This window comes from Achromobacter mucicolens, assembly GCF_902859725.1.
Lineage (GTDB): Bacteria > Pseudomonadota > Gammaproteobacteria > Burkholderiales > Burkholderiaceae_B > Achromobacter > Achromobacter mucicolens.
On sequence record NZ_CADIJP010000004.1, the window covers coordinates 1 to 17,215 of the forward strand.

Genomic DNA, 17,215 nt, shown 5'->3' on the forward strand with positions numbered 1-17,215 from the left:
AGTGGCGCGCGCGCGGGCGTCGGCGACTCGACCGGCGCCGGCGCCGGCGTGGCGCGAAATGCAAAGGACCGCGCCAGCGGCACCGCCGGCAGGCGGCGGCCCGTCAGAAGACTGGTTTCGGCGGGTCCGACGAACAGCAAGCCGTCCTCGCGCGCGAACCGGCGGAGCACTTGCACGGCGCGTTCCTGCGTGGCCATGTCGAAGTAGATCAGCAGGTTGCGGCAGAACACGAAGTCATACGGCGCGGCCCCCGCCAGGAGATTTGGATCGAACAGGTTGCCGGGCTGGAACCGGACCTGCCCGCGCACCCGCGCCGCCAGCTGATGGCCTTCCGGCACTTCGGAAAAGTGGCGGTCGCGAAACGCCAGATCGCCCCCGCGAAACGAATTACGGCCATACACCGCGCGCTGTGCAAATTCCACCATGCGCACGCTGATGTCCACCGCATCCACCTGGAACCGATGCGCCGGCACGCCCGCATCCAGCAGCGCCATCGCAATGGAATACGGCTCTTCGCCGCTGGAACACGGCACGCTCAACACGCTAAGCACACGGCCCTCGCAGCCCGGCGCAAACAGGCGCTCGCGCGCCAGCGTTGCCATGGCGACCTGGGATTCCGGATAGCGGAAGAACCAGGTCTCCGGCACGATCACGGCTTCGATCAGCTGCTGCATCTCGTCGGGCCAGGCCTGCACGCGCATCAGGTAGTCCTGCTCGTCGTCCACGCCGGCCGCGTGCATGCGATGCCGCACGGCGCGCTCGACGGCCGCCTGGCCGATGGACCCGCTGTCCAGCCCCATGCGGCGCTTGAGCAGCCCGCTGAATTCCTCGATCAGGCTCATGGCTGCGCCTCAGTCATCGAAGCCTCGCCACCAGCCGGAAACAACATTGCCCGCACGAAATCGGGCAACAGGTCATCCACGCTGACGGCCTGCACCATGCCGTGCGCGTCGGACAGAACGGGACCCAGATAGCGCGCCTCGGCATTGTCCAGCGCATGCGGCTGAAACGCCGCCGGGTCGTAGTGGACGGTTTCGGTGGCCTGCTCCAGGATCAGGCCAAGCAGGCGCTCGGCGCTTGCCGGGCCGGAACGGTAACGCACCAGCGCAAGCCGCGTGCTGGTCACGGCGGCGCACGCCCCTGCACCGGCCAGCGCGCTCATGTCGATGACCGGCACCGCCGTGCCGCGGCGCGCCATCATGCCCGCGACCCAATGCGGCGCGCCCGGCACCTGCTTGAAGACGCGCAGCCCCAGCACTTCGGCGATGTCCGCGGCGTCCAGCGCATAGCGGTCCGGGCCGATCCGGAAAAGCAGATACAGCCGGCGCGCCGGGCCGGCATGGCCCGCGGCGGCACGTGGGCGGACGGCGGAAGCAGTCATGGACGCAATCACACCTTGAAGCGCGACACGCCGCTGCGCAGGTCATTGGCCACCAGCGTCAGTTCTTCGATGGCAAGGCTGGACTGCCGCAGCGACTCAACCGTCTGCTGGGCCGCGTCGCTAAGCTGCTGCAAGGCCTGGTTGATCTGTTCGGCGCCGGTGGCCTGGGCCTGCATGCCTTCGTTGACCATCTGCACGCGCGGCGCCAGCGTCTGCACCTGCTGGATGATCTGCGACAGCTGGTCGCCGACCTGCTGCATGTCGGCCATGCCGCGGCGCACTTCCTCGGAAAACTTGTCCATGCCCATCACGCCGGCCGACACCGACGACTGGATCTCGCGCACCATCTGCTCGATATCGTAGGTGGCCACGGCCGTCTGGTCCGCAAGGCGACGGATCTCGGTTGCCACCACCACAAAACCGCGCCCGTACTCGCCGGCCTTCTCGGCCTCGATCGCCGCGTTCAGCGACAACAGATTGGTCTGGTCCGCGACCTTGGTGATCGTGGTCACCACCTGCGTGATATTGCCGGCCTTTTCATTCAGCACCGCCAGCTTGGCGTTGACCGAACCCGCTGCCCCGACAACGTTGCGCATCGTGTCTTCCATGCGCGCCAGGCCCACCTGGCCGCTGCCCGCCAGCGTGGCGGTCTGTTCGGCCGCGCTGGAGACTTCCGTCATGGTGCGAACCAGTTCGCGCGACGTCGCCGAAATCTCCCGCGAGGTGGCGCCGATTTCCGTCGTGGTGGCGGCCACTTCCGACGCGGTGGCCTGCTGCTGCTTGGACGTCGCGGCAATTTCCGTCACCGACGTGGCCACCTGCACGGCCGACCGCTGCGTCCTGCCCACCAGGCCGGTCAGTTCGTCGACCATGCCGTTGAAACCCGTTTCAATGGCGTTGAATTCGTCCTTGCGCGCCAGCTTCAGGCGCCGGGTCAGGTCGCCGCTACCGGTGGCTTCCAGCGTCTTGACGATGTCGCGCATGGGGTTGGCGATGGCGCGCATGAGCAGGTAGCCGCACACGATCGACGCGGCAATGGCCATCAGCAGCGACACAATCATTCCCGTCTCGGCCGCTTCCACCGATTGCTGGATGCTGACCGCGGCATCGTCCGCCTGCTTCTTGTTTTCGCTCACCATCCTGGCCAGGATGTCGCGCCCCCGGTAGAACGACGGGCGCAGCTCGGTCACGATGCGTGCCTGTGCGCGGGCCGGCTCGGCCAGCATGGCCGGCGAAAGAATATCGGCGCGGATGCGCTTGTACTCCTGCAGTTCCTTCTGGAACTCATCGAACATCTGCTGATCGTCCTGCCGGGCGATCGTGTGCCGGTAGAAGCCGATGTGCTCATCAAGCTGCTGGTCGTTGCGCGGCAGGGATTCCAGCGCGACCCGGCGTTCGGCCTCGGTGGGCGCATTGAACGCGTCCTGCACCACAACGAAGCCGGCGAACCACGATGCCCGGATCGACGTGCTGTAGTAGATGCCGGGCACCGCGTCGGTATTGATCATCTGGGCTTCTGCTTCGACATGCAGGAGCCGCCGGTAGTCCACCACCACCATCAGCGTCATGATGGCCAGAATGGCCAGGAAGCTGACCAGGATTCTTTGGCGGAGCGTCACATTCTTCATACCGGGAGACCTTTGTCCTAAATCGACTCGTCGACGCCCTGCCGGGACGCCCCTGGGTTATTCCCGCGCCGGCCAAGCCGCACCCGGCGCCTTTTACGGGAATATGGGAAATTTCGACAATTATTACAAAGGTGCCGCGCCGCAGCCATGAAAAACGCGGGAAAACGCCAAACATGGCGGTCATGTCGGAAAAAAGCAAAGGTCTCTTACATAAAATCAACCGCGCGTTTGTCTGAACGGTTACATCTGCGGTCAACCAGCGGCGCTCCACAGCGCGACCGGCGGCCGGTCCTGGACCCAGTCGCGGGCCTTTTCGTAGGCGTGCGCCAGTTGCAGCACGGCCAGGTCGCCCCGGGGCGGACCGATCAGCTGCATGCCCATCGGCAGCCCATCGGCATTGAAACCCACCGGCACGCTGATGACCGGGCAACCGGCCAGCGTCCAGGGCGTGACGGTTTCCATCCAGCGGTGATACGTGTCCATGGGCCGCCCCGCGATCTCCTTGGGCCAATCCAGGTTGACGTCAAACGGAAAGACTTGCGCGGACGGCACCGCCAAAAAGTCCACGTCTTCAAACATGCGCAGCACTGTCTGGTACCACGCGCTTCGTTCTTCCGTGGCCTGATAGACCTGCCGGGCCGTCATGCCTTCCAGCCCCTCGACCTCCCAGATCAGCGCGGGCTTGACCAGCTTTCGCGTGTCGGGATTGTGGACCAGGTCGTGGAACTGCCCGCCCACCATCAGGTGACGGTGCGCCAGCCAGATGCGCCACAGGCGGTCGCCCGCGAACGGCACCCGGTAGGCGTCGACCTGGCAGCCGGCCGTCTCCAGATCCTTCAGCGCCTGCTCGCACAGGTCCAGGATGCCCGGTTCCATCGCCAGGTAACCGTCCCAATCGCCCAGCCAGCCCACCCGCTTGCCTGCAAGGTCCGCGTCCAGCGGCTGCGCGTACTGAGCCGGATCATCCGCCAGCGACAGCGGCGCGCGCCTGTCGTGGCCGGCAATCACCGACAGCAGCAGGGCCACGTCGCGCGGCGTGCGGCCCATGGGGCCTTCGTAGGAAAGTTGCTTGAGAAAGACTTCGGGCGACGGGCCGGACGGTACACGGCCGGCCGAGGGGCGCATGCCGTACACGTTGCAAAAGGCCGCCGGGTTGCGCAGCGAACCGCCAAAGTCGCTGCCGTCCGCCACGGGCAGCATGCGCGCGGCCAGCGCCGCCGCCGCCCCGCCGCTGCTGCCGCCCGCCGTCTTGGTGGCGTCGTAGGGATTGCCGGTGGCGCCATACACGGGGTTGTAGGTGTGCGAGCCCAGGCCGAACTCCGGCACATTGCTGCGGCCGATGAAGATCGCGCCGGCGGCGCGCATGCGCTCGACCAGGATCGAGTCATGCTGCGTCACCGTGTCCTTGTAGACCAGCGAACCCATCGACGTGACCATGCCGCGCACGGCGGTCAGGTCCTTGGGCGCCTGCGGCATGCCATGCAGCCACCCCTGCCACTGCCCCGCGGCCAGTTGCGCATCGCGCGCATCGGCTTCGCGCAGCAGCTCGGAGCTATCGCGGCGCGCGACGATGGCGTTCAGTTTGGGATTGACCTGGTCGATATGCGCCAGATACGCCTGCATCACTTCGCGGCAGGACACCCGTCGGCCACGGATGGCGTCCGACAGCGCGTGCGCGGGCATGGCCACGATGTCATTGAGCGGGGCGGAAGTCGGCATGGCTATTCGTCTCCTGGGCGCGCGCCGCGGATTCGCCGGGTGCGCATGTTGTCATGGGGCGCAGCGCGGCGGCCGGCCGCGCGCATCGCGACAATACTACGCAAATCGGTGGCCCCGCGCCTGGGAAAAGCGCTGGATGTCAGGCGCGGCGGACGCCGCCAACGTGCCAGCCCGCACGGCCCCATCCCGGAAACTTCCGCCAGGCGGGTCTTAACGATTGGCTCAAGCAACCCTACCGACAATTGCGCCAGATCAAATCACGCGATTCGCCCCCCGTCCTAACATCGCCTCCTGCCATCCCGCCCGGAGACCCTCTTGACCCCCACCGCACCCGACGACATCTGCACCGAAGCCGAAATCCAGGACATGGTCCACACCTTCTACGGCAAGGCGCGCGCCGACGAAGCCCTGGGCCCCATCTTCAATGGCATGGTCCACGACTGGGACGAACACCTGTCCACGCTCTCGGATTTCTGGTCCGCCGTGATTCTGGGCACCCGGCGCTTCACGGGCATGCCCATGCCCAAGCACGCGGCCATGCCCAACCTGAAGGCTGAACTCTTCGAACGTTGGCTGGTGCTTTTTGGCGAAACTACCGACGCCCTGCCCAACCGTGCCCTGGCCGACGCCGCGCAGGAAATGGCCAAGCGCATGGCGCGCAGCCTGTGGTACGGCTACCAGTTGTCGCGCGACCCCAACCAGCCGCTGACCGAACTGCGCCCCGCCTGACGCCTCGCAAGGTCAGTCCACCCGCCACCACCCCGGCAACAGCCCGCGCACCTTGGCGCGCCGATAGCGGTCATCGATGAGGTGCACGGTGCCCTCATCGTGTTCGGTCCGGATAACCCGGCCCGCCGCCTGCACCACCTTTTGCATGCCCGGGTACAGATACGTGTAGTCGTACCCGTTCTCTTCGCCATAACGCAAGTCCATGGCGCGCTTCATGTTCTCGTTCACGGGATTGACCTGCGGCAGGCCCAGCGTCGCAATGAAGGCGCCGATCAGCCGCTTGCCGGGCAGGTCCACGCCCTCCGAGAATGCACCGCCCAGCACCGCAAACCCCACGCCCTGCCCCGTTTCGGTAAACCGCGCCAGGAAGGCCGCCCGCCCCGGCTCGTCCATGCCCGGCGTCTGCAACCAGATCGGCACCTGCGGATGGCGCTCCCGCATCAGGTCGGCCACGCGCTTCAGGTAATCGAAGCTGCTCAGGAAACCCAGGTAATTGCCGGGCCGCTCGGCGTACTGCCGGGCGATCAGGTCCGCGATGGGCGCCAGCGAACGTTCGCGATCGCGAAAGCGCGTGGACACGTTGCCCACGACGCGCACCGCCAGCTGGTTGGCCTTGAACGGCGCGGCCACATCGATCCACGGGGTGTCCTTGGGCAGGCCCAGTGTGTCCCGGTAGAACTGCTGCGGACTCAGCGTGCCGGAGAACAGCACCGTCGCGTGCGCCGCGGCATGCCGCGCGGCAAGATACGGCGCGGGAATCACATTGCGCACGCACAGCGTCGAAGGCGGGGTCTTGGCGCTGCTGACGCCGGCTTCGCCAAGCGTCACATCGAATAGCGCATGCGAGCCGAACTGCTCGGCCAGCCGCATGAAATGCAGCGCCTCGAAATAAAACCCCAGCAAGGGGTCGTCCTGCGGCAGCGGCGTCTGGCCAATGAATTCGGTAATGGCGGCCACCGCCTTCTGCACCGCCGTCAGCACGCCGGCTGGCGCGGCATCATAGGCCTGATAGCGTTCGGCCTGCTTCTTGTTCAGCGCGTTCCACGACCGGTGCAGCCCGTCCAGCGATTTCTTGAGCGCCTTGGGCGCCGCCAACCGTGCGGCGGTCAGCCGGTTCTGGTCTAGCTCGCCCGTGTACATGCGGCGCGCGCGGTCCACCAGGTTATGGGCCTCGTCGACCAGCACGGCCACCTTCCATTGATGCGCCTGCGTCAGCGCATGCAGCATGGCCGTGGCGTCGTAGTAGTAGTTGTAGTCGCCCACCACCACGTCGCTCCAGCGGATCAGTTCCTGCGACAGGTAGTAGGGACACACGTCGTGCGCAAGCGCGGTGGCGCGCACGGCGGGCGCATCGAGCCGCGTGTGTTCGAGCGCGGCGGCGCGGGCCTGCGGCAGGCGGTCGTAGAAGCCGCGCGCCAGCGGGCAGGAATCGCCGTGGCAAGCCAGATCCGGATGCACGCAGCTTTTATCGCGCGCTTGCAGATCCAGAATCCGCAAGCCTGGCTTGGCGGGCTGCGCGTTGATGGTTTCCAGCGCCTCCACCGCCAGCCCACGGCCCGACCCCTTTGCCGCCAGGAAGAACACCTTGTCCAGGCCCGTGCCCGGACTGGCCTTGAGCAGCGGAAAGATCGTGCCCAGCGTCTTGCCGATGCCCGTGGGCGCCTGCGCCATCAGGCAGCGCCCATCGCGCGCCGTGCGGTACACGGCCACCGCCAGATCGCGCTGGCCCGCGCGGAACTCGCCATGCGGAAACGCCAACGTCTCCAGCGCTGCGTCACGCGCCTGCCGGTGCGCGAGTTCGGTCTTGGCCCACGCCAGGAAACGCTCGCATTGCAGCTGGAAGAACGCGGCAAGGTCCGCCGCCTGGTGCGTCTCCACCAGCACACTCTCTTCCTCGGTCGCCACGTTGTAGTACACCAGCGCCACCCGCACTTCGGCCAGGCCACGCGCCTGGCACAGCAAATAGCCGTACACCTTGGCCTGCGCCCAATGCACCACGCGGTGGTTTTCGCGCACGCTGTCGAACTGCCCGCGGTAGGTCTTGATCTCTTCGAGCTGATTGGCGGCAGGGTCGTAGCCATCAGCACGCCCGCGCACCAGCAGGTCACCAAACACGCCCGACAGCGACACTTCGGTTTCGTAGTCTGGCCCGCGCCGCCCTGTCACGGCCGCATGGCCAGCCATGCCTTCCAGGCCGCTGGGCGCGGGCGTGAAACGCAAGTCCAGATCCCCCGCCCGCGCCGTGAATTCGCACAACGCCCGCACCGCCACCGCATAGCTCATGCGGCCTCCTGCAACCAGCTCACGTGACACACGCGCACCGGCATGCCGTGCGCCACGCAATATTGCAGCCAGCGGATCTGGTTGTCCTGCAGCTTATCGCCCAGCCCTTTCACCTCGATCAGTTCGTAGCGGCGCTCGGCGGGCCAGAAACGCACCAGATCGGGCAGACCGGTGCGGTTGCCCTTGACGTCGCGCAGCAGCCGCGTGAAGAAAAGCTTCAGATGCGCGGCCGGCAGGCAATCCAGCGCCTGCGCCAGCAAGGTTTCGGACAAGGCGCCCCAGAACACGAACGGCGACTGCAGGCCCGCCTTGTCGGCGTAACGCTGCAGAATCACGTCCCGGTAAGCCGGCGTATCAAGGAGGGCCAGGCAGGCCTCGAACTGCGCCTGACGCCGGGCATGAAAATCCGGCGCCTCCAGATCCGCCGGACCGCGTTGGAACGGGTGAAAAAACGCGCCCGGCAGCGGCGCGAACACTGCCGGCCAGCACAGCAAGCCGAATAGCGAATTGATCAGCGCGTTCTCGACATAGTGCACCGGCGCGTCGTCGTGATGCAGGTGATCGCGCGTCACGTATTCGACCGCGGACGGTTGCGCCGGGCGGGCCAGCGCCAGCTCCGTGCGCGGCAGGATGGGTGCCGCGGCGCGTGCCGCCGCGCCCTGCCCCAGCCCGCGCCGCAACCGCGGCATCATGCGTGCCACGCGCTGGCTTTCTTCCTCGCTTTCGGGCGCGCTGGCGGCTTGCTGGGCCAACGCCATGGCGTCTTCGAAGCGCTGCATCCTTTCGTACACGCGGATGCGCCGATGCCGCGCCCCGGGATAGCCACAGGCCGCATACACGCGCTGGGCGGCTTCCCAGTCCTGTGCGCGTTCGCAGGCTTGACCAATGCGCAGCAACACCTTGGCGCGGCGCTTTTCCAGCCAAGCGTTGCCGCTGATGCACGCCTGCGCAGCCTGCAACAGATCGTCCACCGCCGCGCCCTCGTCCAGCGCCTGGCGGCAGGCGTGCAGCGCCAGATAGCAATCCACGTCCGCCCGCGTCTGAAAGGCCCGCGACGCCGCATCGAACGGCACGGTCTCGTAATGAAACACGCCCAGGTCCGCCAGCACGAACTCCGACCAATCCTGATGCAGATTGCCGAAGAACATGAGGCGCAGGCGTTCGCAACGGTCCGCCACCATCACGCGCCAGACGGCTTCAGCGGATTGCGGCGCCCACTCGCAGAATGACCGGGCTTGCATCAGATCGGCGCGCAGCGTTTCCAGCATGTCGGCCTTGCGCACGCCCGGCCTGGCCGCCGCGTGCGAGGCGAACACCCGGCAGAGCTCGGGCTTGGTCAACAGCACGAACAGTTCATCCAGCGCCATCGGCGCACGCCGGTCCAGCCACCCAAGCGCTTCGAGCGGCCCGGCGGCCTCTTCAACGGCCGGAATCTCTTCGTACACCAGCCGGCCGGCCCGAAACCACGGTCCGCGCCGCATCAGCATGCGCACCATCAACGCCTGCGACGCCTGCGGCAACGCCGCAAAGTCCGCGAGAAAGCGGCAATCGTCCTCGTCCAGCAGATCGGCGTAACGGTCCGAGACCCACGCCAGCGCGCGCTGGAAATTGTGCAGATAGTAGTAACGGTGCGGGGGCAACATCGGCGGCGGCCGGCTGGACTGTTTATTTATCCAGTAATCATAGCAGGCCGGCTGTCTTCGCTGAACCGCAGGCCCGGGGCCGCCCGGCAACCCGCCGCCCGTCCCAAACTGCCCGCACCGCCTTTCGCGCAGGGAAAACTCGGCAGGTCGGCGGCTCATCTACTCACGCATGAAAAACGGCGCCGGAAAGCCTGAGCTCTCCAGCGCCGTTTGCGTCCCGCCCATCACAAGGCGTGACAGGCGATCACGACATCGTCACATCACTGCGCGCGCACCGGTTGCGGCGCCGCGCCGATTTCCTTGCGGACCTTGGCCACGTCGGACGCGCTGACCGCCGCGCCCTTGTTGCCCCAGCTCGACCGCACAAAGCTCACCACGTCGGCGACTTCCTTGTCGGTCATGCGCCAGTCAAAGCCCGGCATCGCGTACGCGGTGGGCGCCGAGGCCGTGCCCGGCATCTGCGCGCCCTTGAGCACGATGTGGATCAGCGAGGCCGGATCGGCCGAGTTGACCGTCGAGCTCAATGCCAGTTGCGGGAACGTTTCGGTATAGCCCTTGCCCGTGCTGCGGTGGCAGGCCGCGCAGTTGTTCAGGAAGGCCATCGCGCCGTCGCTCTTGTCCTTGCCGGACCGCAGCGCTTGCGCCACGGTTTCGTCATAGGCCAGCGGCTTGGTCGCGTCCTTGTTCACGGGAGGCAGGCTCTTCAGGTACACCGCGATGGCGTTCAGGTCGTCATCGGTCAGGTGCTGGGTGCTGTCCTCCACCACCTGGGCCATGCCGCCAAACGCCGCCGAATGGCCGTTGCGGCCGGACTTCAGGAAGGTCGCAATATCCTCCTTGCTCCAGCTGCCCAGGCCGTCGGTCGCGTCGCCGCGCAGATTCTTGGCCAACCAGCCTTCCACCACGCCGCCCGACAGGAAGGCCGAGCCGTCCGCGTCGGTCAGCGCCTTTTCCTGCAAGGCCACGCCGCGCGGCGTGTGGCAGGTGCTGCAATGGCCCAGGCCCTCGACGAGGTACTGGCCGCGCAGCAGCGCCTGCTTGTCCGCGCCGCTCGTGTTCACCGTGACAGGCGCCGTCGCAACGTCAGGCGCGAACATCCAGCGCCACACCGTCAGCGGCCAGCGCATGGACATCGGCCAGACGATGTCGGTGTCCTTGTTCTCCTGCTTCACCGGCTGGACGCCGTGCATGAAGTAGGCGTACAGGGCCTTCACATCCTCGGGCGTGACGTTGGCGTACGCGGTGTACGGCATGGCCGGGTACAGCGAATGTCCGTCCTTGGCCACGCCGTGGCGCACGGCCCGGTCGAAGTCCTCGTACGAATAATTGCCGATGCCCGTTTCCTTGTCCGGCGTGATGTTCGTCGAATAGATCATGCCCAGCGGCGAATCGATGCCCAGGCCGCCGGCAAAGGGCTTGCCGCCCTTGGCCGTGTGGCAGGCGATACAGTCGCCCGCGCGCGACAGGTATTCGCCCTGCTTGATCATCTGCGCGTCGCTGGACGCCGGCGTGCCGTCGGCCGCGAACGCGGCGCTGGCAACGAGGGCCGAGAAGGCCGCAACAATGGTGTGCTTGATCATTGTTCCGTCTCCTTAAGCCTGGACCAGCGGGCCGGGGTTCTTCAGGTACTGATCGCGGATGGCCTGCGCCGCCCAGTAAGCCAGCGCGCCGACCAGACCGGTCGGGTTGTAGCCCATGTTCTGCGGGAACACGCAGGCGCCCATCACGAACACGTTCGGCACGTCCCAGCTCTGCAGGTACTTGTTGACGACGCTTTCCTTGGGATTGGAGCCCATGATGGCGCCGCCCGTGTTGTGCGTACTCTGGTAGACGCGCGTGTCGTAACGGGCGCCCTTCTTGCGCACAGCCACGAAGTGCTTTTCAGGATTCATGGCCTTGGCCACGGTCTCCATGCGCTTGCCCATGTAGCCCAGCATGTCGAACTCGTTGTCGTGCCAGTCGAACGTCATGCGCAAGAGCGGCTGACCATAGGCATCCTTGTACGTCGGATCGAGCGACAGGTAGGCGTCGCGGTACGACATCACCGAACCAGAAATCCCGATCGTCATGAAGCGCTGATAGGCGTCCTGCACGCCCGCCTTCCAGGCCGTGCCCCACGTCGGAGTGCCCGGCGTCGTCGGCGTCTGCTTGATGGGACGGCCGCCGTAACGCACGTGGCGGATGCTGGCACCGCCCACAAAGCCCAGCGGACCGTGGTCGAACTGGTCGCCGTTCAAGTCGTCCATGCCCACGCCGCCCGCGCCGGTGCCGACGAAGGGGTTGAGCTGGGTACCCTTGGGCAACAGCACGTTGACCGCGCCGTTCATCTGGTAGGCGTAGTTCTTGCCGACCACGCCTTCGTTGGTCTTCGGGTCATAGGGCTTGCCGATGCCCGACAGCAGCAACAGGCGCACGTTGTGCATCTGGTAGGCCGACAGGATCACCAGATCCGCGGGCTGATCGATCTCGTTGCCGTCTGCGTCGATGTACGTTACGCCCACGGCCTTCTTGCCGGTCGAATCCAGATTGACCTTGATAACCTGCGAACGCGTGCGCAGCTCGAAATTTGGCTTCTTCAGCAGCACCGGCAGAATGGTGGTCTGCGGCGAGGCCTTCGAATACATGTAGCAGCCGTAGTTTTCGCAGAACCCGCAGAAATTGCAGGGGCCAAGACGCACGCCGTACGGGTTGGTGTACGGTCCGGACGCGTTGGCGGCCGGCGTGGGATACGGGTTGAAGCCGACTTCGCGCGCGGCCTTCTCGAACAGCGAAGCGCCGTAGGTCGTGGCCAGCGGCGGCAGCGGGAATTCCTTGCTGCGCTTGCCTTCCAGCGGGTTGCCGCCTTCGACGATCTTGCCGTTCAGGTTGCCGGCCTTGCCCGACGTGCCGCAGACGTATTCGAACTTCGAGAAGTACGGTTCCAGTTCGTCGTACGTCACGCCGAAGTCCTGGATCGTCATGCCTTCCGGAATGAACTTCTTGCCGTAGCGCGTTTCGTAGCGGGTGCGCAGTTCCAGCTCTTCGGGCAGCACGCGGTAGTGCATGCCGTTCCAGTGAAAGCCCGCCCCGCCCACGCCCGTTCCCAACAGGAACGAACCGTTCTGGCGGTACGGCACGGCCACGTCATCCACGCCATGGCGGATCGTGACAGTTTCCTTGGACAGGTCCTGGAACAGATAGCCGCGAACCGAATACTTCAGCTCGTCGATCACCTTGGGATACTCGGCATCCTTGGGCGTGTCCTGCATGCCGCCACGCTCCAGCGCCAGCACTTGCAGGCCCGCTTCGGTCAGCTCCTGGCCCAGGATCGCGCCGGTCCAGCCGAATCCGACCAGCACCGCATCAACTTTGTCTTTCTTGATCGCCATGATTTAACCCTTCTCCCCAGAGATCGACACGGGGCCATAGGGGTACTTCACGTTGGGCTGGTCGACCCAGTCCATGAAATCGGCGCGCGCGCCGGGAAAGCCCACCATCTTCCAGCCGACCATGCCCTTGTTGCCGCCATAGATCGGATCGGCGAAAAAGCCTTCCTTCGTGTTGGCGAGCAGGAAGCTGAAGAACGTCTTGGACGGCACGGACTCGAACGCGATCTTGCCGGACTGCAGGTCCTTCAGGATCTGCTCCTGCAAGGCCTTGTCCAGCTCGGCATACGCCTTGCCGTGCGTTTTCACGCAGAAGGCGTCACAGGCCTTGATGCCGTTGCGATAGACCTGGCGGGGATTCTGGTCGAGCTGATAGCCCAGTTCCGGCACCTGGTCGGTGTGGAACGGCCCGTCCATGTACCAGAGCTTGCCGTGGCCAAAGGGCGTTTCCATCTGACGATCGATAAACTCGGGCACGCCCGCGGCGATGGCGCCAGGACCGTATTCGTCGGCGGGAATCAGGTGATCCACCGCGGCAACGATAAAGGCCCATTCGGCCTTGGTGAAATAGGTGGGCTCGTACGGCTTGGCCGCCTTCGCGGTATTGCCGTCGGCGGCGTTGGTACAGCCGACGGTCAGGCCGCCGACCGCCAGCGTCGACGCTGGCACAATGGCCATCGCCTGCAGAAACCGCCGGCGCGGTTGTGCGTCATCAGTCATGGACATCTCCGTGAATATTCCAAGTTGTCCTAGCGCGCTACCGAACATGCAACCTGGAAACACGAACTGCCCGAGCTAGTGACAACACGCTCTTTTCTTGCTCAAGATCAAGACTGCTCTTTGAAAAGGGACGTAAGAGCAGGTGTCGGCATTATGCGCTTCTGATCCGCTCTTCCGACCGTATCAGATGGATTTTCTTGACGTGGGAAAGTCTTTTGCATTAAGGACAACGTAAGAACACCGGAAATGCATTGCTTTCTGACAGCAAGGTGAACAAAAACCGTCGTCGGCCGTCCAGTACAATCCGCGTTTGGCGACGTTGTGATCGCCCATCTGTCTGGACCCCAAGCATGTTGCGTCTGTCTGAAATCAAGCTGCCGTTGAACCACACGCCCGAGGAACTGCCCGCGGCAATCCTCAAGAAACTGGGCATCCCGGCCAGCGACCTGAACGGCTTCTCCATCTTCCTGCGCAGCTACGACGCGCGAAAAAAGCACAACATCCTGCTCATCTATGCGCTGGATGTCGACGTGGCCAACGAAGCCGCAATCCTCGAGCGCTTTCATGACGACCGCAACGTCAAGCCGTCTCCGGACACCGAATACAAATTCGTCGCCCAGGCGCCCGCCACGCTCTCCAAGCGCCCCATCGTCATCGGCACCGGTCCCTGTGGCCTCTTTGCCGGCCTGGTCCTGGCGCAAATGGGCTTCAAGCCCATCATCCTGGAACGCGGCAAGGCCGTGCGCGAACGCACCAAGGACACCTGGGGCCTGTGGCGCAAGCGCATCCTGAATCCCGATTCCAACGTTCAATTCGGCGAAGGCGGCGCGGGCACGTTCTCGGACGGCAAGCTCTATAGCCAGATCAAGGACCCCAAGCACTACGGCGAAAAGGTCCTGAAGGAATTCGTCCTGGCCGGCGCGCCTGAAGAAATCCTTTACGTCAGCAAGCCCCACATCGGCACGTTCCGCCTGGTCGGCATGGTCGAAGTCATGCGCGACACCATCACCAAGCTGGGCGGCGAAGTCCGCTTCTCCAGCCGGGTTGAAACCCTGCACCGCGAGAACGGCAAGGTCACCGGCGTCACGCTGGCAAACGGCGAACACATCGACGCCGACCACGTCGTCCTGGCCATCGGCCACAGTGCCCGCGACACCTTCCAGATGCTGCGGGACCAGGGCGTCTTCATGGAAGCCAAGCCCTTCTCCATCGGCTTTCGGATCGAACACCCGCAATCGCTCATCGACCGCGCACGCTTCGGCCCCAACGCCGGCCACCCCATCCTGGGGGCCGCCGACTACAAGCTGGTCCATCACGCCAGCAACGGCCGCTCCGTCTACAGCTTCTGCATGTGCCCCGGCGGCACCGTCGTCGCGGCCACGTCCGAGCCCAACCGCGTCGTCACCAACGGCATGAGCCAGTACTCGCGCAACGAGCGCAATGCCAACGCCGGCATCGTCGTGGGGATTTCGCCCGAAGTCGACTACCCCGAGCACGTGCTGGCTGGCGTCGACTTTCAGCGCAAGTGGGAATCCCAGGCGTTCGAACTGGGCGGCCGCGACTACAGCGCGCCGGGGCAATTGGTGGGCGACTTTCTGGAAGGCAGGGCTTCGACGGAATTCGGTAAGGTGCTGCCCTCTTACACGCCTGGCGTTCATTTGACCGATCTGGCCACCGCCCTGCCCGACTTCGCCATCACCGCCATTCGCGAGGCGTTGCCGGCGTTCGACAAGACGATCAAGGGCTTCAACATGCCCGATGCCGTGCTGACGGGCGTGGAAACGCGGACGTCTTCGCCTATCCGCATCAAGCGCGATAACGACACGCTGCAAAGCATCAACACGCAGGGCTTGTTCCCGGCCGGTGAAGGCGCGGGCTATGCGGGCGGGATTCTGTCGGCAGGGGTCGACGGGATCAAGATCGCCGAGGCTGTGGCCCTTAGCATCATGGGCCGTCAGGGGTAAGCAGGCTCGCCGCCGCGCGCCATCGCGTTCATTCAGATGGCCGCGTCTGCGTCAGCCCCGTGGGCGGCCCATCAATTGCCGTCCACCCCGCATCCACCGCCAGGCTGCTGCCCGAGATATAGCTCGCGGCATCCGACGCCAGAAACGCCACCGCCGCGCCCACCTCGGAGGGCTGGCCCCAGCGGTTCAGCACCGTATGGCCGGCATACGTGTTGTAGATGTCGGGACGTTCCTTCAGCGGCTCGGTCAGACGGGTCTCGATGATGCTGGGCATCACCGCGTTGACGCGCACGCCGTAGGGACCGACCTCGGCCGCGAACGCCTTGACCATCTGCTCGATGCCCGCCTTGGTGGCCGCATAGATGCCCAGCCCCGGCTCGATCGTCACGGCGCGCATCGACGAACACAGGATCATGCTGCCGGCGCCCTGCTTCATCATCGGCCGTCCGAAGTGGCGCATGAAGTGAAACGCGCCGCGAAGGTTCAGGTTCACCACCTGATCGAACTCGTCTTCCGTGTAGTCCACAATGAGCTTGCGGATGTTCAGCGCGGGCGTCGCCACCGCGATGTCTATCTTCTTATGCTCGTCCAGAACCCGCGCAGCCAACTGCGCAATGGCCGCGCCACTGGCGGCATCGGTCTGCATCCAGTTCGCCGCGCCGCCGCCGTCGATGATCTGCTGCGCCGTGGCCTGCGCGCCAGGTTCGTCGCGGTCAGCGCACATCACGTAGGCGCCCATCGCGCCCAATGCGTGCGCCGACGCTTGCCCGATGCCGGAAGCGGCGCCTAGTACTACTGCGGTTTTGCCTTGGAGACTGAATAGTTGGGGGTAGTTGGTCATGAAGCTTCGATGAAGACTGTTATGGATACGGACTGGCTTGTTGCGGCCGTCGGACTGCTCAAAATGGATTCGGACCGCTCGCGGAGGCCATCCGACTGCACAAGGCGCAAACGCTTGGCTATTATCCTTGCATGATCCAAGCCCCACCCATCGCCGTCGCAGCGCAGATTGATGACGCCAGACGCGTCATCGAACGCCATCTCGGAACCCGCCTTGCCGCCATCCATCTGTTTGGCTCTGCGGTCGACGGCGGGTTGCAACCTCACAGCGATATCGACCTGCTCGTCACCGTGACTGAGTCGCCCGACACGGCAACGCTCCATGCTTTGGCGAGGGAACTACTGACGGTCTCCGCACCGCCGGGCCAGTCGCCCAGTTTGCGCGCGCTTGAAGTCACCGTAATGACGCTTCAGAACGCCGTACCTTGGCGTCACCCGGCCCGGCGAGAGCTTCAGTTCGGCGAATGGCTGCGTAAGGATTTGCTGGCGGGCATCGTGGAGCCGCCCATGCAGGACCACGACCTCGCCATCGTCCTGACCAAGGTGTTAGGTCACAGCATCCCAGTCGTCGGTCCGCCCGCCGATCGGATCCTTGACGCCGTACCGCGCCAAGATCTGACACGCGCATTGCTGGATACCGTCGCCCAATGGAACCGGCCGGAGGACTGGGCGGGCGAAGAGCGAAACATCATCCTGGCGCTGGCGCGCATCTGGTACACGGCTGTGACGGGGGAAATCGCATCAAAGTCAGACGCGGCGACGTGGCTGCTGGAAAGGATCGACCCACCCTATCGGCCGGTCCTCAGCAAGGCGCACGCGATCTACCTTGGACATGCGACTGACGATCTGGCCGAACGGCACGCAAGGGAAACGGCGGCGTTCATCGCTTACGCACGCCGCGCTGTCGAAAGGATTTTCGCCGCCGATTGAGCGATGCGGATAT

13 protein-coding genes are annotated in these 17,215 nt (G+C 65.2%); 3 read left to right on the forward strand and 10 right to left on the reverse strand.

What is annotated here, in order from left to right; genetic code table 11:
• From HV786_RS05310 to HV786_RS05325, 4 genes are all read right to left on the reverse strand, one after another.
• On the reverse strand, positions 1-842 hold an 842-nt coding region (locus HV786_RS05310), incomplete at its 3' end, for a CheR family methyltransferase (protein WP_175210259.1).
• Positions 839-1,381, reverse strand: a complete 543-nt coding sequence (locus tag HV786_RS05315) for a chemotaxis protein CheW (protein ID WP_175210261.1) — start codon at positions 1,379-1,381, stop codon at positions 839-841. The genes HV786_RS05315 and HV786_RS05310, both read right to left, overlap by 4 nt.
• An 8-nt stretch (positions 1,382-1,389) precedes the next feature.
• Positions 1,390-3,009 carry a methyl-accepting chemotaxis protein gene (locus HV786_RS05320; RefSeq protein WP_128827174.1) on the reverse strand — a complete coding sequence of 540 codons (1,620 nt, stop codon included), beginning with the start codon at positions 3,007-3,009 and terminating at the stop codon, positions 1,390-1,392.
• Between the two features lie 252 nt (positions 3,010-3,261).
• Positions 3,262-4,728 carry an amidase gene (locus tag HV786_RS05325; RefSeq protein WP_175210263.1) on the reverse strand — a complete coding sequence of 489 codons (1,467 nt, stop codon included), beginning with the start codon at positions 4,726-4,728 and terminating at the stop codon, positions 3,262-3,264.
• A 366-nt stretch (positions 4,729-5,094) separates the two neighbouring features.
• Here HV786_RS05325 and HV786_RS05330 point away from each other — a divergent pair, with 366 nt between their 5' ends.
• Positions 5,095-5,457 carry a group III truncated hemoglobin gene (locus HV786_RS05330; protein ID WP_056318787.1) on the forward strand — a complete coding sequence of 121 codons (363 nt, stop codon included), beginning with the start codon at positions 5,095-5,097 and terminating at the stop codon, positions 5,455-5,457.
• Between the two features lie 12 nt (positions 5,458-5,469).
• Here the strand turns inward: HV786_RS05330 and HV786_RS05335 are convergent, their stop codons facing one another.
• From HV786_RS05335 to HV786_RS05355, 5 genes are all read right to left on the reverse strand, one after another.
• Positions 5,470-7,740, reverse strand: a complete 2,271-nt coding sequence (locus HV786_RS05335) for an ATP-dependent DNA helicase (protein ID WP_128827588.1) — start codon at positions 7,738-7,740, stop codon at positions 5,470-5,472.
• A complete protein-coding gene (locus HV786_RS05340; protein ID WP_175210265.1) occupies positions 7,737-9,383 on the reverse strand; it encodes a VRR-NUC domain-containing protein in 1,647 nt (548 codons plus the stop codon). The genes HV786_RS05335 and HV786_RS05340 overlap by 4 nt, the downstream gene beginning before the upstream one ends.
• A gap of 260 nt (positions 9,384-9,643) precedes the next feature.
• Positions 9,644-10,963 (reverse strand): cytochrome c, encoded by a 1,320-nt coding sequence (locus tag HV786_RS05345; RefSeq protein WP_128828263.1) that lies wholly within the window; start codon positions 10,961-10,963, stop codon positions 9,644-9,646.
• 12 nt (positions 10,964-10,975) lie between these two features.
• Positions 10,976-12,751 carry a GMC family oxidoreductase gene (locus tag HV786_RS05350; RefSeq protein WP_128828262.1) on the reverse strand — a complete coding sequence of 592 codons (1,776 nt, stop codon included), beginning with the start codon at positions 12,749-12,751 and terminating at the stop codon, positions 10,976-10,978.
• 3 nt (positions 12,752-12,754) lie between these two features.
• Positions 12,755-13,468 carry a gluconate 2-dehydrogenase subunit 3 family protein gene (locus HV786_RS05355; RefSeq protein ID WP_128828261.1) on the reverse strand — a complete coding sequence of 238 codons (714 nt, stop codon included), beginning with the start codon at positions 13,466-13,468 and terminating at the stop codon, positions 12,755-12,757.
• 350 nt (positions 13,469-13,818) lie between these two features.
• On the opposite strand from HV786_RS05355, the gene HV786_RS05360 reads away from it, so the two are divergent.
• The gene (locus tag HV786_RS05360) at positions 13,819-15,432 is read left to right on the forward strand and encodes an NAD(P)/FAD-dependent oxidoreductase (protein ID WP_128828260.1); all 1,614 of its coding nucleotides are present in this window, start codon (positions 13,819-13,821) and stop codon (positions 15,430-15,432) included.
• Positions 15,433-15,460: 28 nt separating this feature from the next.
• Here HV786_RS05360 and HV786_RS05365 read toward each other — a convergent pair whose 3' ends face one another.
• On the reverse strand, positions 15,461-16,273 hold the full coding sequence (locus tag HV786_RS05365; protein WP_128828259.1) for an SDR family NAD(P)-dependent oxidoreductase: 813 nt from the start codon (positions 16,271-16,273) through the stop codon (positions 15,461-15,463).
• A 131-nt stretch (positions 16,274-16,404) separates the two neighbouring features.
• On the opposite strand from HV786_RS05365, the gene HV786_RS05370 reads away from it, so the two are divergent.
• The gene (locus tag HV786_RS05370) at positions 16,405-17,202 is read left to right on the forward strand and encodes an aminoglycoside adenylyltransferase family protein (protein ID WP_128828258.1); all 798 of its coding nucleotides are present in this window, start codon (positions 16,405-16,407) and stop codon (positions 17,200-17,202) included.
• The last annotated feature ends 13 nt before the right edge of the window (positions 17,203-17,215 follow it).